The organism is Azorhizobium oxalatiphilum (genome assembly GCF_014635325.1).
Classification (GTDB): Bacteria; Pseudomonadota; Alphaproteobacteria; order Rhizobiales; family Xanthobacteraceae; genus Azorhizobium; species Azorhizobium oxalatiphilum.
The window spans coordinates 1,026,159-1,045,350 of sequence record NZ_BMCT01000001.1 but is presented as its reverse complement, the minus strand read 5'-3'; the positions used below and the strand labels follow the sequence as shown (position 1 = coordinate 1,045,350).

The 19,192-nt window shown below is 66.7% G+C and carries 18 protein-coding genes; 10 read left to right on the top strand and 8 right to left on the bottom strand.

Translation table 11 applies throughout. The features are described from left to right. Positions 1–13: 13 nt before the first annotated feature. Positions 14–814 (bottom strand): DUF429 domain-containing protein, encoded by an 801-nt coding sequence (locus IEW24_RS04740; protein ID WP_188575878.1) that lies wholly within the window; start codon positions 812–814, stop codon positions 14–16. A 348-nt stretch (positions 815–1,162) separates the two neighbouring features. Here IEW24_RS04740 and IEW24_RS04735 point away from each other — a divergent pair, with 348 nt between their 5' ends. Together IEW24_RS04735 and IEW24_RS04730 are read left to right on the top strand one after the other, a co-directional pair. Next, positions 1,163–2,047 (top strand): HpcH/HpaI aldolase/citrate lyase family protein, encoded by an 885-nt coding sequence (locus tag IEW24_RS04735; protein ID WP_188575876.1) that lies wholly within the window; start codon positions 1,163–1,165, stop codon positions 2,045–2,047. Positions 2,048–2,116: 69 nt separating this feature from the next. Further along, positions 2,117–2,320 (top strand): DUF1737 domain-containing protein, encoded by a 204-nt coding sequence (locus IEW24_RS04730; RefSeq protein WP_188575874.1) that lies wholly within the window; start codon positions 2,117–2,119, stop codon positions 2,318–2,320. Between the two features lie 65 nt (positions 2,321–2,385). Here IEW24_RS04730 and IEW24_RS04725 read toward each other — a convergent pair whose 3' ends face one another. Further along, positions 2,386–3,288, bottom strand: coding sequence for a cation diffusion facilitator family transporter (locus tag IEW24_RS04725; RefSeq protein WP_188575872.1), 903 nt, complete (start codon positions 3,286–3,288; stop codon positions 2,386–2,388). 237 nt (positions 3,289–3,525) lie between these two features. On the opposite strand from IEW24_RS04725, the gene IEW24_RS04720 reads away from it, so the two are divergent. Then, positions 3,526–4,575, top strand: a complete 1,050-nt coding sequence (locus IEW24_RS04720; protein ID WP_188575870.1) for a MaoC family dehydratase — start codon at positions 3,526–3,528, stop codon at positions 4,573–4,575. Positions 4,576–5,066: 491 nt separating this feature from the next. Further along, positions 5,067–6,383, top strand: a complete 1,317-nt coding sequence (oxlT, locus tag IEW24_RS04715; RefSeq protein ID WP_188575868.1) for an oxalate/formate MFS antiporter — start codon at positions 5,067–5,069, stop codon at positions 6,381–6,383. Positions 6,384–6,426: 43 nt separating this feature from the next. Here the strand turns inward: oxlT and IEW24_RS04710 are convergent, their stop codons facing one another. Then, the gene (locus tag IEW24_RS04710) at positions 6,427–7,509 is read right to left on the bottom strand and encodes a CE1 family esterase (RefSeq protein ID WP_188575866.1); all 1,083 of its coding nucleotides are present in this window, start codon (positions 7,507–7,509) and stop codon (positions 6,427–6,429) included. A 279-nt stretch (positions 7,510–7,788) separates the two neighbouring features. Between IEW24_RS04710 and IEW24_RS04705 the strand changes: the two genes are divergently transcribed. From IEW24_RS04705 to IEW24_RS04685, 5 genes are all read left to right on the top strand, one after another. Further along, positions 7,789–8,493 carry an OmpW/AlkL family protein gene (locus IEW24_RS04705; protein WP_373870004.1) on the top strand — a complete coding sequence of 235 codons (705 nt, stop codon included), beginning with the start codon at positions 7,789–7,791 and terminating at the stop codon, positions 8,491–8,493. A 392-nt stretch (positions 8,494–8,885) separates the two neighbouring features. Beyond that, positions 8,886–9,287 (top strand): succinate dehydrogenase, cytochrome b556 subunit, encoded by a 402-nt coding sequence (sdhC, locus tag IEW24_RS04700; RefSeq protein WP_188575864.1) that lies wholly within the window; start codon positions 8,886–8,888, stop codon positions 9,285–9,287. A 13-nt stretch (positions 9,288–9,300) separates the two neighbouring features. Then, a complete protein-coding gene (gene sdhD, locus IEW24_RS04695) occupies positions 9,301–9,687 on the top strand; it encodes a succinate dehydrogenase, hydrophobic membrane anchor protein (protein WP_244644157.1) in 387 nt (128 codons plus the stop codon). Position 9,688: 1 nt separating this feature from the next. Then, entirely contained in the window at positions 9,689–11,521 is a 1,833-nt protein-coding gene (gene sdhA / locus IEW24_RS04690) for a succinate dehydrogenase flavoprotein subunit (protein ID WP_188575862.1), read from the top strand. A 92-nt stretch (positions 11,522–11,613) separates the two neighbouring features. Next, entirely contained in the window at positions 11,614–12,399 is a 786-nt protein-coding gene (locus IEW24_RS04685) for a succinate dehydrogenase iron-sulfur subunit (protein ID WP_188575860.1), read from the top strand. A gap of 144 nt (positions 12,400–12,543) precedes the next feature. On the opposite strand, the gene IEW24_RS04680 is transcribed toward IEW24_RS04685, so the two are convergent. Further along, the gene (locus IEW24_RS04680; protein WP_188575859.1) at positions 12,544–13,530 is read right to left on the bottom strand and encodes a hypothetical protein; all 987 of its coding nucleotides are present in this window, start codon (positions 13,528–13,530) and stop codon (positions 12,544–12,546) included. A 383-nt stretch (positions 13,531–13,913) separates the two neighbouring features. Here IEW24_RS04680 and IEW24_RS04675 point away from each other — a divergent pair, with 383 nt between their 5' ends. Further along, entirely contained in the window at positions 13,914–14,429 is a 516-nt protein-coding gene (locus tag IEW24_RS04675) for an arsenate-mycothiol transferase ArsC (RefSeq protein ID WP_188575857.1), read from the top strand. Positions 14,430–14,474: 45 nt separating this feature from the next. Here the strand turns inward: IEW24_RS04675 and denD are convergent, their stop codons facing one another. The 4 genes from denD to IEW24_RS04655 form a co-directional block, all read right to left on the bottom strand. After that, positions 14,475–15,455 (bottom strand): D-erythronate dehydrogenase, encoded by a 981-nt coding sequence (gene denD / locus IEW24_RS04670; RefSeq protein ID WP_188575855.1) that lies wholly within the window; start codon positions 15,453–15,455, stop codon positions 14,475–14,477. 283 nt (positions 15,456–15,738) lie between these two features. Then, positions 15,739–16,485, bottom strand: coding sequence for an SDR family oxidoreductase (locus tag IEW24_RS04665; RefSeq protein ID WP_188575853.1), 747 nt, complete (start codon positions 16,483–16,485; stop codon positions 15,739–15,741). A gap of 14 nt (positions 16,486–16,499) precedes the next feature. After that, complete coding sequence (locus IEW24_RS04660) at positions 16,500–17,210, bottom strand: GNAT family N-acetyltransferase (RefSeq protein ID WP_188575851.1); 711 nt, start codon at positions 17,208–17,210, stop codon at positions 16,500–16,502. Positions 17,211–17,322: 112 nt separating this feature from the next. After that, positions 17,323–19,137, bottom strand: a complete 1,815-nt coding sequence (locus IEW24_RS04655; protein WP_188575849.1) for an IlvD/Edd family dehydratase — start codon at positions 19,135–19,137, stop codon at positions 17,323–17,325. Positions 19,138–19,192: the final 55 nt, after the last annotated feature.

Genomic DNA, 19,192 nt, shown 5'->3' with positions numbered 1-19,192 from the left:
CAGGCCCGCCCCCTCACGCCACGATCGCCACCCTGAGCCCGAACCCGTCCCGCTCCGGCGGGTCGGGGAAGGACAGCGCGGTGCCCAGCGCGATGCGGCGCGCGCTCCAGGCGCAGGCGCAGGCATCCACCAGATCGTCCAGCCCGGCGCCGAGGCTGCGCGCCCTCTCCCGCGTCAGCCGGTCCACCGGCAGGCCCTGCGCGGCGAGCAGGCCGATGCGCAGGACGAGGCCCGGCATGTCGGGGGCGCCCTTCACCTTCTTCGGCAGGCTGAGTGGCTGCTTATCATTCATCGCCCAGAAGCTCACTTCGGGATGGCATTCGGTGAGCGGCAGATCAGGACGATGCCGCAGCAGCGCATCCGCCTCCAGTATCTTCGGGAAGATCATGAAGGCCTGCTTGGAGATCTTGCGCGGCGGCTGCGAGGTTTCGAGCGCCACCGCGCAGGCGTGCCGGTAGCGCTCCCCCTCCGGGACGGCGATATCCGCCGCCGCCTCCACCGCCGCCCGTGAGGGCACCGAGAACACGCTGGACTGCCGCCCCCCGAGCAGCGGCCGCACGTGGCGTTCCGGCGGGCGACCGCCCTCCCCCGCCACCGCCGGCAGGCCGATGGGAATGTCGATGGCCGCAACGGGCGCCATCGCCCCCGCCGGAAACAGATCCGCCAGATGCGCGATCCGCGAGAGCGTCAGCGTCCCCGCCCCCGACCAGTGCGCCGCGATCCAGCCGCCGGGGCAGCCGTCGAGACCGACCACATCCGGCAGCGCCTGCCCCGCACCCGATACCTTCGAAAGAACCCCTCCCGAAACGCGCATCGCCCCCTCCCCCGACCTCGACCGGGCTTCCGCCGGCGCCAATGTGCCATGGCGTGTGCCATGTTCCGTGCCATCCGCGTGCCATCGGGCGCTGTCCCTGTGCCATGACGCGGCCCGCGCCGCGTGACAGAGCCCCTCTTTGCTGGCTAGGCTAAGGCCGAGGCCACGCCGCGCACAAGCGCGGACGGCCCGCGCCGCGCGCGCCAAGCCCCTGATGCCGTTCGCCTTTGCAGGCATGGTGGGGCGGCGGGCGAGGTCCGGGCCGGGCAGCAAGGCCGGCCTCGCGAATTGGGTCCATGCGCGCATGTGCAGGGGCCTTTGTCCGTTGGTGACAAAAGGGGGGCATCCGTGGCCATGAGCATCCGTCCGCGTCGCAGTGTTCTATATATGCCGGGGTCCAATGCACGGGCGCTGGAGAAGGCCAAAAGCCTTCCCTGCGACGGCGTGATCCTCGATCTGGAGGATGCGGTCGCCCCCGATGCCAAGGCCGATGCCCGCAGCCGGATCGGCGAGGCGGTGGCTGCCGGCGGCTTCGGCGCGCGGGAAATCATCATTCGCGTCAATGGCTTGGAGACGCCGTGGGGCCATGACGACCTCGCCATGGCAGCAGCCGCGAAGCCCGACGCCATCCTGCTGCCCAAGGTGCAGGATCCCGAACAGCTGCTGGTGGCCGGCGCCCGCCTCGATGCTCTGGGCGTGCCCCGCACCGTGGCGCTGTGGGCCATGATCGAGACCCCGCTGGCCATACTCGACATCAAGCCGATTGCCCAATCCTCCCTCAACCCTTTGACGCGACTAAAGGTTTTCGTGCTCGGCACGAACGATCTGGCAAAAGAGACGCGCGCCGCCCTGACACCCGGCCGCGCCCCCATGATGGGCTGGCTGATGCAGGTTCTGGCCGCCGGCCATGCCTATGGCATCGATGTGCTGGACGGGGTCTGGAACCAGTTTCAGGACACCGAAGGCTTTGCCGCCGAATGCCGTCAGGGCGTGGAGATGGGTATGGATGGCAAGACCTTGATCCATCCCGGCCAGATCGAACCCTGCAACGCCGCCTTCTCCCCGCCGGAAGCCGAAGTGGTGCGGGCACGGGCGATCATCGACCTGTTCGACCAGCCGGAAAACGCCGGCAAGGGCGTGCTGCAGATGGACGGGCGGATGGTGGAGCGCATGCATGCGGACATGGCCCGCCGCACCGTGGCACTGGCCGACGCCATCGCCGCAAACGCCTGATCAGGCTAATGGAATTCAGGAAGTGCCCCGCCGTCCGGACAGCGCGGCGGGGTCGTTCAAGGAGTGGGTATGAAGCTCTATCGTTATCTCACCGGCCCCGACGACAACGCCTTCTGCAAGCGCGTCTCGGCGGCGCTCAACAAGGGCTGGCAACTGCACGGCGCCCCCACCCTCACCTTCGATCCGCTGAAGGGCCGGGTCATCTGCGGGCAGGCCATCGTGAAGGATGTCCCCGGCGACTGGTCCGACGACATTACCCTGTCGGATTATTGACAGAAGCCTGAAAAGACGGTGCTTTCCGGGGGCGACGAAGGCCGCCTCCGGCTCCCTCGGAAGCTTCAGGCCGCAGCCTCTTCCGCCGCGTGCGGGATCAGCACGATGGACACGTCCACATCGTCGCCCACGCTGGCGAATTCCGTCTGCACCGCCGTCCTGATGCCGGCCGCCGCCGCCTGTGCCTGCGCCACGGTCCACGCCGGGTCGAAGCCCAGATGCAGGTCCACCATCATCTTGCCGCCGTGCTGCCGGGTGCGGATCTCGCCCAGTTCCTCGAAGGCATCGAAATGGCTCGCCAGCGCCCGCAGGATGCGCAGCTGGCCCGCCTCGCCAATGGCCTGATCGAGCAGGCTGCCGATGGAATTGGTGAGCATTTCGTAGATGTTGAACATCATCAGCCCGATCACCACGAAAGAGGCGAGCGGGTCGAGATAGGCGATCCAGTCGGCATGGAAGGTGGAGGTGATCACCGTCACCGCGAACACCGAGCCAGACGAGACGGCAGAGACCAGATGCACCCGCGCCTGCGCCGCGATCACCGGCGAGCGGGTTTCTTCCGCCACCCGCTTCGCCTTGCGGTTCAGATAGATGTTGCCGGCCATGGCCACCGCCGTCACGGCGAGGCCCAGCATGGCGCCTTCCACATGCTCGGGATTCAGCAGGCCATGGATCGCCCGCGTGCCGGCGATCACCACCAGCACCACCTGCAGCACGGCGATCATCAGCTCGGCGAGATTCTCCAGCTTTCCAAGGCCATAGGAGAAGCGCCCCTTCTCACGGCCATGGGCGATCCGCAGCACCAGCCAGCAGGCAGTAAGCGAGGTGAGATCGAAAGACGTGGCCAGCAGATCGGTCAGCACCGCCGCCGAATTGGTGAGGGTGGCCGCCAATATGTAGAAGGGGAACAGGCAGGCCACGAAGATCATGGCCTGGAAAGACAGTTTCTGGCTGGCGGACCCCGACACGTTCGCCCCTCGCGGCTTTTAAGTTTCCAGAACCGATCCGGTATCTACGGAATGCTGGAGTTCCAATAGGTGAAGCTCCGGCGCGGGGCAACCGGAAGCAGCCACCATCGCGCCCCGGCTGCAAGCTTCGCCCCAGACTTCGCTCGATGTGCCGCCTGTGCGCCATCGTCCCTGTTGCGCCGCGGGGCGCCGCTCTGCGATCATATCCGCCGGGAAACGCATCAGGCGGGGGACACCGTGGGCAAGACGAGCGCCGGCAATTTTTTCGAGGATTTTTCGCTCGGACAGGTCATCCGTCACGCGACCCCGCGCACCATCACCAGCGGTGACGTCGCGCTCTACAGCGCGCTCTATGGCACCCGCTTCGCCGTGCAATCCGCCGACACCTTCGCGCAGGACATCGGCTATGCCCGCGCGCCCGTGGACGATCTGCTCGTCTTCCATGTGGTGTTCGGCAAGACCGTGCCGGACATCTCGCTCAATGCGGTGGCCAATCTCGGCTATGCGGGCGGGCGCTTCCTCGCCCCCGTCTATCCCGGCGATACGCTGACCGCGGTGTCGGAGGTCATCGGCCTTCGGGAGAATTCCAACGGGCAGAGCGGCGTCGTCTATGTGCGCTCCACCGGCTTCAATCAGGACGGCACCGAGGTGCTGGACTATGTGCGCTGGGTGATGGTGCGCAAGCGCGATCCCAAGGCGCCGGTGCTGGAAACCCATGTGCCCACTTTGCCCGCAGCGCTGGCCCCGGACGCGCTCGGCAACGCCGTGCCGGCGCTGGACGTGGAGAACTGGCGCTTCGAGCTGTCCGGCAGCCCCTATCGTTTCAGCGACTATTCCATCGGCGAGCGCATCGACCATGTGGACGGCATGACGGTGGAGGAGGCCGAGCATATGGTCGCCACTCGCCTCTACCAGAATACCGCAAAGGTGCATTTCAACCAATATACGGAAGGCGCCGGCCGCTTTGGCCGCCGGCTGATCTATGGCGGGCACGTCATCTCCATCGCCCGCGCCCTGTCCTTCAACGGCCTTGCCAATGCCTTCCACGTGGCTGGCATCAATGGCGGGCGTCATGTGGCGCCGCTGTTCGCCGGGCTCACCGTGTTCGCCTGGAGCGAGGTTCTGGACGCGCAGGAGATCTCCGGCCGCGAGGATGTGGGCGCGCTGCGCCTGCGCACCATCGCCACCAAGGACCAGCCCTGCGCCGGCCTGCCGGCGAAGACCGGGGACGACTACGACCCGAGCGTCATCCTCGACCTCGACTACTGGGTGCTGATCCCGCGCTGAGGCGACGTCCCGCCTCGCCACCCCGCCTCCCCCGACCTGTCGTCCTGCACGCGGAACGCGCCATGCGCGCTCCGCATACCCTTTTGCGCGCATACTACGTTACGTCATGTAACCTAACGTAAGTCATTGATAACGTTACGTATTCCGCTACGTCACGACTTGCGCGCCGCCCAAGTCTCTGGTCCGATGCGTCAAACGTATTCTGAATCTGGCATACCAGAGCCCATTCCGAAGCACGAAAGGTCCGCTTTCTCCGCCGGTTAGCCCGCACGCCAACGGGCTGGCCGGAGGTGTCGTCATCCGTTCCCGCGGCCTGAGGCCGAGGGGACGCCCGCCCCGGAAGCCCACAGGGCCCGGCGCGGAGAAGGGTTGTTGAACGCGTCGACAAGGCGGGTTTCCGGCTTAGCCGAAAACCTCTGCGAGCCGGCTCCCGGCTCCAAGGCCACGCAGATGGCCGCCTTCAGATATTTGGAAACGCACGAGGTTAGAACATGGCTCAAGCCGCTCAGCCGGCTGGGGAATCCCAGCGCTGGATTCAGCTCGCCTGCGGTGTCGTCTGCATGGCGATGATCGCAAACCTGCAATATGGGTGGACGCTATTCGTCGACCCCATCGAGGCCAAGCACCAGTGGGGTCGCGCGGCCATCCAGCTGGCCTTCACCATCTTCGTCCTCACCGAAACCTGGCTCGTGCCCGTGGAAGCCTGGTTCGTGGACCGCTACGGCCCGCGCGTGGTGCTCATGTTCGGCGCGGTCATGATCGCCGCCGCCTGGGCCCTCAATTCGGTCGCCAACTCCCTGTTCGTGCTCTACTTCGCCTCCGTGGTCGCCGGCATCGGCGCCGGCTCGGTGTATGGCACCTGCGTTGGTAACGCGCTGAAGTGGTTCCCCTACAATCGCGGCCTCGCGGCCGGTGTCACTGCCGCCGGCTTCGGCGCGGGCGCGGCGCTGACCGTGGTCCCGATCGCCCAGATGATCGCCAGCCACGGCTATGAGGCCGCCTTCCTCACCTTCGGCATCGGCCAGGGCGTGGTGGTGCTGGTGCTCTCCTTCTTCATCCGCAAGCCGCCGGCCACCATGGCGGCGCCGAAGAAGCTGTCCCGCCTGCCCCAGAGCAAGGTGGACTACGCCCCCCGCCAGACGCTCTCCAAGCCCATCTTCTGGCTGCTCTATGCGATGTTCGTGATGGTCGCTTCCGGCGGCCTGATGGCGGCGGCGCAGATCGCCCCCATCGCCCACGACTTCAAGGTGGCCGACGTGCCGGTGACGCTGCTCGGCGTGCAGATGGCGGCGCTCACCTTCGCCATCTCGCTGGATCGCATCTTCGACGGCTTCGGCCGCCCGCTGTTCGGCTGGGTGTCGGATAACATCGGCCGCGAGAACACCATGTTCATCGCCTTCACGGTGGCCGCCGGCTCGCTGCTGATGCTGGTGTACCACGGCCAGAATCCGACCGTCTTCGTGATCTTCTCGGCCTTGTTCTTCGGCGTGTTCGGCGAGATCTACTCGCTGTTCCCGGCCACCTGCGGCGACACCTTCGGCTCGAAGTATGCCGCCACCAATGCCGGCATGCTCTACACCGCCAAGGGCACCGCCGCCCTTCTGGTGCCGGCCGCCAGCATCGTCGCCGTCCATTACGGCTGGTCGGCGGTGTTCGCCATCGCCATGGCGCTCAACCTCGGCGCGGCCTTCCTCGCCATGTTCGTGCTGAAGCCCTGGCGTGCCCGCTTCCTCGCCCGCTCGGCGGCGGAAGCCGCCGCCGTGGCGCCGGAGCCCGCCGACTGGCAGGGCAAGGAAACCGCCCACTGACAAAAAAGGCGCCGGCCCAAAGCCGGCGCCTCATCATCTCAAGCTATTGCGCGGTGGCGGGAATTCCCTGCCCCGCGCTTTTCTGTTTCAGAGGCGAGGGACGCGGCAGCGGCACCCCGCCCGGCACGCCCGTTCCTGTTCCGGCCGGCTGGGCTGCCGGCCCCAGCGCATGGCGGGAGAACAGCGCCCAGCTTTCGGCACCAGCGTCGATGTCGCGATTGCGCAGGCCCAGGAACATGGTGGCCAGTTCCGGGCTGGTCTCCACCCGCGCCGGTGACTGGTGCCCGCCCCGTTCCACCCGATAGAGCGCGACCTCGCCCGGCGCGGCGCACCCCTGCCAGCGGAACAGGCCCACCGTCGTGCCGTCCACCCGCTCCAGATCGGGCAGCGACGTCACCTGCGGCTCGCCGCAGCCGTTCAGGCGGGCATAGAGCTGCGCGCTGTCGGGAGCCGACAGGGTGGCGCCCATGGGCGTCCAGAAGCCGTCCCAGGCGATCACAGGGTCCGCCGTGCCGTGGATGAACATGATCGGCACCGGCCGGCTGGGCCGGCATTCCTCGCGATAGTTGGCCGGGGCGGTGGCCATGATCACGGAGAAGGCGGCGTAGAGGTCCGCATGCTCGCAGGCCATGCGCTCCACCATGAAGCCGCCGTTGGAGATGCCCATCAGATAGATGCGATTCGGATCGGCGATGCCCTCGGCCACCAGTTGGGCGGTGAGCGAGATCAGATAGGCCACGTCGTCGCCGGGGGTGAGCACCGCCTTGAGCCGCATGGCTGCCGGGCGGCCGTCGTTCCACACCCGGCCGATGCCCTGCGGATAGACGGCCACGAATCGATTCGCGGCGGCGGTGGGCTCAAGCCCCAGATAGCCCATGAAGCCTTCGGCGCTCTCTCCCGCGCCATGCAGGGCGATCACCGTCGGCAGCGGCCCTGCCGCGCCTTCGGGACGGGAGAGGAGATAGCTGCGCTTTTCCTTGCCCACCGTGAGGCGGCGCTCGCTCACCTGCTCCTGCGCCGCTGCGGGGACGGTGGAAAGCACCGCCATGCCGGCCAGTGGGAGGCACATGGCGAGCAGGCGGAATGCGAGGCCCAGCCGCCTCGGAACGGCACCGTTCAAAATCATGCACACGCTTCCCAGATACGCTGATGGCCTCGACAAAGCGTCCGGGTTCCCGCGTCTCCCCGTCGCATGCTGCCCCTGCGCCAGCCCTCCGCCACCAGCCGGCGGGCGCGAATCCCAAAGGAACGCGCCATTCCTGCGGCCACAATGTGGCGCAACGCCCCCTGTTGCAAGCCGGCAACACCGGCCGGCGAGGGCCGTGGAATTTGATCTGCCTCAAACATCCACAGCAGTGAAAGAGCAATGTCCGCCTTGGAATTTTCCGAATTGGAGTTTGGACTTATGTCGGGTTGGGCGATGGGCAAGATCAAGAGCACGGGCCTGCTGGCGGGCACCATGCTGATGGGTGCGATGATGATCGGCGCGGCTCCGGCCTCGGCTGCCGACCTCGCCACCAAGTATCCGGTGAAGGCCCCCGTGGTGGTCGAGACCTGGAACCCCTGGCAGATCCGTCTGCGCGTCACCGGCGTGGTGACCAACGACAGCGGTTCGGTCAACGGCATCGCCGGTTCGGGCCTGAAGACCTCGGACACGGTGATCCCCGAGCTCGACATCACCTACTACTTCACGAAGAACTGGGCGGCTGAGCTCATCCTCGGCACCACCTACAGCTACGTGACCGGCCGCGGCAGCATCGACGGCCTGCAGGTCGGCAAGACCTGGCTGCTGCCCCCCACCCTGCTGCTGCAGTACCACTTCACCGACTTCGGCAACTTCAAGCCCTACGTCGGCGCGGGTGTGAACTACACCTTCTTCTACAAGCAGGATGCCAACCAGGTCACCGATCTGGACATCAAGGACACCTGGGGCTGGGCCCTGCAGGTCGGCTTCGACTACATGCTCGACAAGCACTGGGGCTGGAACGTCGACGTGAAGAAGCTCTTCCTGGAGCCCGACTTCGACGTGGTGGTGGGCTCCACCCCCTACACCGGCTCCACCAAGCTCGATCCGTGGCTGATCAGCACCGGTATCACCTACAAGTTCTGATCCTTTTCGGAACATTCTTTCATGAGGAACAGCGCGGGCTCTGCCCGCGCTGTTTTGTTTTGAGCCACTGCAAAGTGGAAATTATTTCCACGCAAGCACATCCGCTCCGGATGGTCCTGCAATCAGCGCCACAAATCGTTTCGTTCCAAGGTTTCGCGGGCACAGGTCCGACCACGCCGGAACCAGCCCGCACCGATCCAGAATTAACCCATGGGACCAGCGATATCCGCAATCCTCGGGCACCAGCCTTGTCGGGAATGCGGGCACTGAATGCTTGGCAGGCCGGTTGCGCTGCGCCATACCACCCAAACAGATCGGGACCCCCTGCTTTGGAATTGTTGCGAACTGGCAACGATTGGGATACCTGATCGGTCGATTTCCGGAGGAGGCCCATGGCCGACAGCCCGCCCCGCATTATGCGCCCGACATCTCCCCACCTTCAGATCTATCGTCCCCTCATCACGATGATGATGTCGATCGTGCACCGCATCACGGGATGCGCGCTGTACTTCGGCACGGCCATCCTGGTCTGGTGGCTGCTGGCCGCTGCCGCATCGCCGAGCGCCTACGCGACCTTTTCCACGGTCGCCGGCTCGTGGATCGGCCGCCTGATCCTGCTCGGCTACACCTGGGCCCTGCTCCATCACGCCCTCGGCGGCATGCGCCACTTCATCTGGGACATGCTGCACGGCTTCGGCCCCAAGGAACGTGTGCTGCTCGCCAAACTGACGCTGGGCGGCTCCATCACCCTGACCATCGTCGTGTGGGCCATCGGCCTAGCCATCAAGAGCTGAGAGGCCACGCATCATGCACAGCCCCATGCGCACCCCACTCGGCCGCGTCCGCGGACTTGGTTCTGCCCGTTCCGGCACGCACCATTTCTTCCTTCAGCGACTCACCGCGCTCGGCAACCTCATCCTGACGGTTGCCTTCCTCATCATCGTCATGTCGGTGCTCGGCGAGAGCTACAGCACCGTGCACACCACCCTCGCCAATCCGGTGGTCGCGGTCATCATGCTGCTGGCCCTGCTGTCGGTGACGGTGCACATGCGCCTCGGCATGCAGGTGGTCATCGAGGACTACATCCACACGGAAGGCATGAAAGTGGCGCTGGTCATCGGCAACACCTTCTTCACCACCGTGATCGGCCTCGCCGGCGCCTTCGCCGTGCTCAAGATCAGTCTGGGAGGCTGACATGTCCGAAGCCACCAACGGAGCGGCCGCGCCCGGCGTGAACGGCCAGGCCTATCCCATCATCGACCATACCTATGACGTGCTCGTGGTGGGCGCCGGTGGCGCCGGCCTGCGCGCAGTCGTGGGCTGCTCGGAAGCCGGCCTGCGCACCGCCTGCATCACCAAGGTGTTCCCCACCCGCTCCCACACGGTTGCCGCCCAGGGTGGCGTGGCTGCCTCGCTCGGCAACATGGGCGAGGACCAGTGGCAGTGGCACATGTACGACACCGTGAAGGGGTCGGACTGGCTGGGCGACCAGGACGCCATCGAATATCTGGTGCGTAACGCGCCGGCCGCCGTGTACGAGCTGGAGCATTGGGGCGTGCCCTTCTCCCGCACCGAGGACGGCAAGATCTACCAGCGCCCGTTCGGCGGCATGACCACGCATTTCGGCAAGGGCACCGCCCAGCGCACCTGCGCCGCCGCCGATCGTACCGGCCATGCCATGCTGCACACGCTCTATGGCGCGGCGCTGAAGCACAAGGCCGAGTTCTTCATCGAATATTTCGCCATCGACCTGATCATGGACGAGGAAGGCCGCTGCCGCGGCGTCATCGCCCTGAAGATGGACGACGGCACCATCCACCGCTTCCGCTCGCACCTCGTGGTGCTGGCCACGGGCGGCTACGGCCGCGCCTACTTCTCCGCCACCTCCGCCCACACCTGCACGGGTGACGGCGGCGGCATGGTGCTGCGCGCCGGCCTGCCCCTGCAGGACATGGAGTTCGTGCAGTTTCACCCGACCGGCATCTACGGCTCGGGCTGCCTCATCACCGAGGGTTCGCGCGGCGAAGGCGGCTACCTGACCAATTCGGAAGGCGAGCGCTTCATGGAGCGCTATGCCCCCTCCGCCAAGGATCTGGCCTCGCGCGACGTCGTCTCCCGCTCCATGACCATGGAGATCCGCGAGGGACGTGGCGTCGGCAAGGCCAAGGACCACATCTTCCTGCATCTGGATCACCTCGATCCGGCGATCCTGCACGAACGCCTGCCGGGCATCTCCGAGAGCGCCCGCATCTTCGCCGGCGTGGACGTGACCCGCGAGCCCATCCCGGTCATCCCGACCGTGCACTACAACATGGGCGGCATCCCGACGAACTATCACGGCGAGGTGCTGAACAAGGTGGGCGGCGATCCGGACAAGGTGGTGCCCGGCCTGATGGCCATCGGCGAGGCCGCCTGCGTGTCCGTGCACGGCGCCAACCGCCTCGGCTCCAACTCGCTGATCGATCTGGTCGTGTTCGGCCGCGCCGCTGCGCTCCGGGCCGCCGAGATTGTGACTCCGGGCGAGAAGCACCGCGAACTGCCGGCCAACAGCGCCGACCTCGCGCTCTCCCGCCTCGACCGCTTCCGCAACGCCAACGGCGACACGTCCACGGCGGAGCTGCGCGGCGAGATGCAGCGCGTGATGCAGAGCAACTGCGCGGTGTTCCGCACCGGCGAGGTGCTCGAAGAGGGCCACCACCTGATCCACAAGGTGTTCAAGGATTCCAGCGCCGTGAAGGTCTCCGACCGTTCGCTGGTGTGGAATTCGGACCTCATCGAGACCATGGAATACGATAACCTGATCGCTCAGGCCGTCGTGACCATGGACAGCGCGCTGAACCGTCAGGAAAGCCGCGGCGCCCATGCCCGCGAGGATTTCCCGGATCGCGACGACCACAACTGGATGAAGCACACGCTGGCTTACATCGACACCGCCTCAGGCGAGGTGAAGCTCGAAGACCGCCCGGTGCACACCTACACCCTGTCCAACGACATTCAGTACATCGAGCCCAAAAAGCGCGTGTACTGAGCCCCTGGCTGAATTGAAACGACCCACGGAGCCGGCCCCGCCCGGCCGGCTCCAGCGAACAGCCGGCGCAGCCGGTGATTGGGACCGCACCAATGGTTGAGCTTACACTCCCGAAGAATTCTCAGATCACCAAGGGAAAGACCTGGCCGAAGCCTCAGGGCGCCAAGAAGGTCACGGAGTTCAAGGTCTATCGCTGGAACCCGGATGACGGGAAGAACCCGTCCATCGACACCTATTACGTGGACCGCGAGAACTGCGGCCCCATGGTTCTCGATGGCCTCATCTACATCAAGAACCACATCGACCCGACCCTGACCTTCCGGCGCTCCTGCCGCGAGGGCGTGTGCGGCTCCTGCGCCATGAACATCGGCGGCACCAACACTCTGGCCTGCACCAAGGGCATGGACGAGGTGCTGGTGAAGGAAGTGGTGAACATCTACCCGCTGCCGCACATGGAAGTGGTGAAGGATCTCGTTCCCGATCTCACCCGCTTCTACGCCCAGCACGCCTCCATCGAGCCCTGGCTGCAGACCGACACGGCCGCCCCCGAGAAGGAGTGGCGCCAGTCGAAGGAAGACCGCGAGCGTCTGGACGGCCTCTATGAGTGCATCCTGTGCGCCTGCTGCTCCACCTCCTGCCCCAGCTACTGGTGGAACGGCGACCGCTATCTCGGCCCGGCGGCCCTGCTGCAGGCCAACCGCTGGCTGAAGGACAGCCGCGACGAGCGCACCGGCGCGCGCCTCGACAATCTCGAGGATCCGTTCCGCCTGTATCGCTGCCACACCATCATGAACTGCGCCCAGGCCTGCCCGAAGAGCCTGAACCCGGCCAAGGCGATCGCCGAAATCAAGAAGATGATGGTCGAACGCCAGATCTGACGGCGCTTCGGGGCCTGCACCGCAGGCCCCCCGGAGATGGTCACGGAAACGAAAAACGCGCGCCTTTCGGGCGCGCGTTTCTTTTTGTGTGCCCCGCGCCGGAGCGCGGGGCGGAAACTGTCAGGCCTGAAATCAGGCCTGAAATCAGGCCTTCTTGGCCGGCTTGGTCTTCGGCGCAGCCACCTTGGTGACAGGCTTGGCAACCTTGGCGGCGGCCGGCTTGGTCACGGGCTTGGCAGCAGCCTTGGCCTTGGGGGCCTTCACGGGCTTGGCGGCTTCAACCTTGGCGGCCTCGACCACGGCGGCGGGCGCCTCCACGGGGGCGGCAGCCGGAGCAGCAGCGGGCGCAGCCTTGGCGGCCTTCGGGGCCTTGGCGGGCTTCGCAGCCGCCTTCACCGCAGCCTTGGGGGCAGCCTTCGGCTTCGCGGCGGCCTTGGCCGGCGCGGCTTCAGCGGCAGGAGCGGGAGCAGCAGCCTTGGCGGGCGCGGCCTTGGCGGCGGCCTTAGGGGCCTTCACAGCCTTGGGCGCGGCAGCCTTCGGAGCAGCGGCCTTGGGGGCAGCAGCCTTGGCGGGCGCCTTCGCGGTCTTCGCGGCGGCAGCCTTGGGGGCCTTGGCCGGCTTCGCGGCAGGAGTCTCGGTCTTCACCGGAGCAACCTTGGCCGGCGAAACCTTGGCCGGAGCCTTCTTGGCAACGGCCGGCTTGGCAGCGGCGGCTTTCGCAGCCTTGGGCGCAGCGGCCTTGGGAGCGGCAGCCTTGGCCGGAGCCTTCTCGGCCTTCACCGGCGCGGCAGCCTTGGCGGCGGCCTTCTTGGGGGCAGCGGCCTTCGCAGCCGGGGCCTTGGCGGCAGCAGCCTTGGGAGCGGCCTTCGCGGCCTTTGCGGCCTTGGCCGGAGCAGCAGCCTTGGGAGCCGCGCTCTTGGCAGCGGTCGCCTTCGGGGCCGGGGCCACCTTCGCGCTCACCTTGCTGGCGGGAGCCTTGGCAGCCACAGCCGCCTTCGGCTTGGCCGGAGCCTGGGTCAGGGCCGAGGCCGCCAGCACCTTGATTTCGTCCAGGGACACGCTCCCCGGATCCCGCAGCGCCTTCGCCGCGATCCGGCTGACCTCGACGCCCGTAACTTCGCTCTTCGCCATTAAAGCCTCCGATTCACTGCCGGCGGAGACCGCATGTTCAGCGAATCACGATTCGCGCCAGCTTCTGGATACATCCCGTTTAAGATTTGCAAATTGGTTAATGGATCGCGGTGCGGCCAGGGTTTGCCCCGCAATCCCGCCCTTTCCCCCTGCCTTTTCACGACCACGCGACTGTCATCCTGGCGTCGGGCGACACGGCTATGACCCGTCCCGCGGCGCGCCGGAGGTCCATGGCTGGGACATCGGCGCACAGAGCCGGATCGGGCCAGATTGCATCAATCTGACCCGCGAATCCGCCTCTCATGTTTGGATGGAGGACGTCTGGCGGCTTGGATTGCGGAGCAATCAAAGCCGGACGTGCTCCTCGGAAGGAGGCCTGTTCCATGACCCTCACCCGAACGCCAGCGCCCACCGAAGGCGAAGCGGCACAGGCGCTGGCGCACATTCCGCAGCGCCCATCCATCCTGTTCGCCTGCCGGGACAATTCCGGCCTCAGCCTGCTGGCCGAGGCCATGGTCAACCATGCCCACAGGCAGATCAGGGCCTTCAGCGCCGGCATTCACGGCAGCGGGGAAGTGGACAGCGTGCTGGTGGACTGCCTCGACCGGGAAGGCATCCCCTCTGACGGTCTGTCGTCCAAGCCGCTTGAACTGTTCGGCTTTTCCGGCGCACCCCGGATCGACCTCGTGGTCTCGCTGGTGGGCGATGCGGCGCCGCGCATCGAGCGCATGACCGGCGTCGCCCGGCTGCCGGTGGAAACCTGGACGCTGGAAGACCCCAGCGCCGTCAGCGATCCGCGCCGGCGGCGACAGCTCTACCGTTCGCTGCTGCCGCGCCTGCGCGACGGCATCGCCGCCCTCGCTGCGGCCCGCACGGAGCCGGCGGCCTTCGCTGCCTGAGAATGGCGCGGCACCGGACCTTTCCGTGCCGCGCCCTCGCTCTTTTCAATCCACGATCTTGCCGCCCAGTTCGTCGGCGATGTGGATACGGATGATCTCCTCGAACGAGCTTTCGGCCTTGAAGCCCAGCGCGGTCGAGCGTTCCGGATTGAAGGTGCGCGGCCAGCCATTGACGATCTTCGCCACCACCGGGTCGGGCTCGCGGCGGATGCGCGCCACCACCTTGTCGCCCGCCACCTTGCGCAGCGCCTCGATCTGCTCGCCTACGCTCGCTGCCGTACCGGGCATGCTGAGCGAACGGCGGGCGCCCAGCGGCGCGGTGTCGAGCGTCGCGGCATGGATGAGGAAGCCGACCGCCGCGCGCGGCGAGGCATGCCAGTGCACCACATCCTCGGAGACGGGCAGGATCGCCTCCTGCCCTGCCAGCGGCTCACGGATGATGCCGGAGAAGAAGCCCGAGGCCGCCTTGTTGGGCTTGCCCGGCCGCACGCAGATGGTGGGCAGGCGGATGCCGATGCCGTCGAAGAAGCCGCGCCGGGAATAGTCCGCCAGCAGCAACTCGCCCATGGCCTTCTGTGTGCCGTAGGAGGTCAGCGGGGTGAGGAAGAAATCATCCTCGATGGGTGTTTCGGGATAGGGCGCGCCGAACACCGCCAGCGAGGAGGTGAAGACGAGGCGGGGCACATAGCCCTCCACCGCCCGCACGGCATCGAACAGATAGCGCGTACCATCGAGATTGATGCGGTAGCCCTTCTCGAAGTCCGCTTCCGCCTCGCCCGACACGATGGCCGCGAGGTGGAAGATGATATCCGGCCGATCCGCGATCAGCGCCTCGGCTTCGCCGGGCACGGAGATGTCCGATACCCGCGTCTCGATGGGGAACGGGGCCTCGATGCGGGCGGGGGCAACCACGTCGTGGGCCGTGAGGGCGGTGATGGGCGTGCCGCCGAGCCGCCCCTCCTTGGCGAGGCGTTCGATCAGCTTGCGACCGACCATGCCGGCCCCGCCGATGACGAGTATGCGCATGCGTTTCTCCCTTGATCTGTGTCGTTGAGACAGAATGCTGCCGCGCCTCGTTGGGTGGGCGGGCTGGTCTGATGAACGGGAAAAGCCCTCTCCCGCTTGCGGGGGAGGGTTGGGAGGGGGCCGCGCGCAGCGCGGAAATGCTCTCCGTCCGCTGCGGCGTCGCTTCGATGACGCGCCCCTGCCCCCTCCGTACCCCTCCCCCGCAAGCGGGAGAGGGAACCCGTGGCGCCGGGAGGACAGGAACCGCTTCAGGATCAGCGAATTACGACAGTTCAGTAGGCGCTCAGAGCACCCAGCCGCCGTCGATGATGTGGATCTGGCCGGTGGTGAAAGCGCTCTCGTCGCTGCCGAGATAAACCGCCAACGCGGCGATCTCCTCCGCCTTGCCGAGGCGCCCCATGGGCTGGCGGCCCACGAAATCGGCGCGGACCTGATCCAGCGTGCGGCCCGTCTCTGCCGCCACGGCGGCGATACGCTCGTCGAGGCTGGGCGACTGGATGGTGCCGGGGCAGATGGCGTTGGCGCGCACGCCCTTCAGGATGAAATCCGCCGCGATGGACTTGGTGAGGCCGATCACCGCCGCCTTGGTGGTGCCGTACACATAGCGGTTCGGCACGCCGCGAATGGAGGAAGCCGCCGAGGCGATGTTCACGATGGAGCCGCCGCCCTTCTCCAGCATGCCCGGCAGGAAGGCCGAGATGGTGCGGTGGAGCGAGGTGACGTTGAGATCGAAGGAGAAATCCCAGTCCTTCTGGGAGGTTTCAAGGATCGAGCCCTGATGCACATAGCCGGCATTGTTGGACAGGATATCGACTGCCCCGATGTCCTTGGCCAGCGCGTTCACCGCGTCCGTGCTGAGAACGTCGAGGGCGCGCAGGTCCGCCCCCTCCAGCCCCTTGAGCTTGCCCGCATCGAGATCGGTGGCGATCACGCGGGCGCCTTCGCGCACATAGGCTTCCGCGATGGCCCGGCCGATACCCTGCCCCGCTGCGGTCACGAGGGCGGTCTTGCCCTCCAAACGTCCCGTCATGGCGTTTCCTTCTCCTATTTTGTTCTGAAATCCTGCAAGCGGCGCTTCTGCGTGCCGTCCTGTTCGAAATTCTCCGGCGCCAGCCACGCCTCGAAAGCCGCCTTGGCGTGCGGCCATTCGTGGTCCAGCAGCGAGAACCAGGCGGTGTCCCGGTTCTGGCCCTTGACGATCATGTGCTGGCGAAAAAGCCCCTCATAGGTGAAACCCAGCCGATCTGCCGCCCGGCGCGACGGCAGGTTGAGCGCGTTGCACTTCCACTCATAGCGCCGGTAGCCGAGATCCTCGAAGGCGTGGCGAGCCATGAGATACATGGCCTCCGTCGCCGCCGGGCTGCGCTGGAGGGAGGGGGTGTAGAGGATGTTGCCCACCTCGATCACCCGCTGCTTCGGCTCGATGCGCATGTAGGTGGCATGGCCCACCGCCTTGCCGCTGGCTTTGTCCACCAGCGCGAACATGAGCGGATCGTCCTTCTTCGCCGCCTCGGCATAGGAGGCGCGGAAGGCATCGAGATCCTTGAAGGGCGGTACGGACAGATAGTCCCACAGGGCATCGCGCGCTGCGCTGCCATGGGAGGCGGCGAACAGGTCGGCGGCGTGCAGGTCCACGTCGAAGGGCCGCACGTCGATGTGCCGGCCCTCCAGCGTCACGCGCTCCGGCGGCCGCGCGGGGCCGCCGGTCACGGGTTCGCCCTGCGGGCCGATGCCGGGGGAAGTCGTCTGGGACATGGCGGAAACCTGAAGCGCATCCGGCCGTCTGACTAAATCGGAACGCTCCAGCCTCTGGTTGGCCGCTCTTCCGGGGGTGCAGGCGCGCCAACGCGCGCCTGCCGGAACGGCACTAGTGGTTGTCGCGCGGAACGCCCATCGTCTGCGCAACCCGCTGATACTTCACGGCGGGCTTCAGGACCATGCCCTCGTCGAACTGCTCGACCATGGAGCGCTGGATCTCCTGCCACGGGGTCTGGCTCTGCGGCATGGGGAAGCCGCCATGGGCCTGCATGTCCGCCCGCCGCTGGTTCAGCTCGGCGTCGGAAATGAGGATGTCGGCCGTGCCCTTCAACAGGTCGATGCGCACACGGTCGCCGGTCTTCAGCAGCGACAGGCCACCGCCCGCCGCCGCTTCCGGCGAGGCGTTCAGAATGGAGGGCGAGCCCGAAGTGCCGGACTGGCGGCCGTCACCGATGCAGGGCAACGCATTGATGCCCTTCTTCAGCAGCGCCGCCGGCGGCTGCATGTTCACCACCTCGGCGCCGCCGGGATATCCCAACGGACCGGTGCCGCGAATGAAGAGCAGCGTGTATTCGTCGATGCCCAGCGAGGCGTCGTCGATGCGGTGGTGATAGTCCTCCGGCCCCTCGAACACCACCGCCCGGCCCTCGAAGGCATTGGGATCGTCGGGGTTGGACAGGAAGCGGTCATGGAATTCCTGCGAGATCACGCTGGTCTTCATGATCGCGTTGTTGAACAGGTTTCCACGCAGCACGAGGAAGCCGGCCGCCTCCTTCATGGGGTCGGAATAGGGGCGGATGACCTCGCGGTCCCACGAGATCTTGCCCTTGCAGTTCTCGCCCATGCTGCGCCCGTTCACGGTGAGGGCGCCCTCATGGATCTTGCCCTCCGCGATCAGCTCGGCTACCACGGCGGGAATACCGCCCGCCCGGTGGAATTCCTCGCCCAGATAGGCGCCGGCCGGCTGGAGGTTCACCAGCAGCGGAATGTCGAGACCCACATCCTGCCAGTCGTCCACGGTCAGCGGAACGCCCACATGGCGGGCGATGGCGTTGAGGTGGATGGGAGCGTTGGTGGAACCGCCGATGGCCGAATTCACGCGGATGGCGTTCTCAAAGGCTTCGCGGGTCAGGATGTCGGAGGGTTTCAGGTCCTCCCACACGATCTCCACCGCCCGCCGGCCGGTCTCATAGGCGATCTGCCCGCGCTCGCGATAGGGCGCGGGAATGGCCGCGCAGCCCGGCAGGGACATGCCCAGCGCCTCGGCGAGGCCGTTCATGGTGGAGGCGGTGCCCATGGTGTTGCAATGGCCCACGGACGGCGCCGAGGAGGCCACGATGTCCATGAAGGTGTCGTAGTCGATCTCGCCCGCCGCATGCTGGGCACGGGCCTTCCACACCACGGTGCCGGAGCCGGTGCGTTCGCCGTTCCACCAGCCGTTCAGCATCGGCCCGCCGGAGAGCACGATGGCCGGAATGTTCACGGTGGCCGCCGCCATGATGCAGGCGGGCGTGGTCTTGTCGCAGCCGGTGGTCAGCACCACTCCGTCCAGCGGATAGCCGTAGAGCACCTCCACGAGGCCGAGATAGGCCAGATTGCGATCCAGCGCCGCCGTGGGGCGCTTGCCGGTTTCCTGGATAGGATGGACCGGAAATTCGAAAGCGATGCCACCCATGGCATTGATGCCCTCGCGCACGCGCTTGGCGAGGTCGAGGTGATGGCGGTTGCAGGGCGAGAGGTCGGAGCCGGTCTGGGCGATGCCGATGATCGGCTTGCCGGACTGGAGTTCGGCGCGGGTGAGCCCGAAGTTGAGGTAGCGTTCCAGATAGAGCGCGGTCATGCCCGGATTGTCGGGATTGTCGAACCAGAGCTGCGAACGCAGCTTGCGGCCGTGCTTCTCCGGCTGATCCCCTTGACCCGACATGGCTTTCTCCCTGCGACGGCGTCTTTTGCGGCGCCATTTCAAACGATTTGATTGT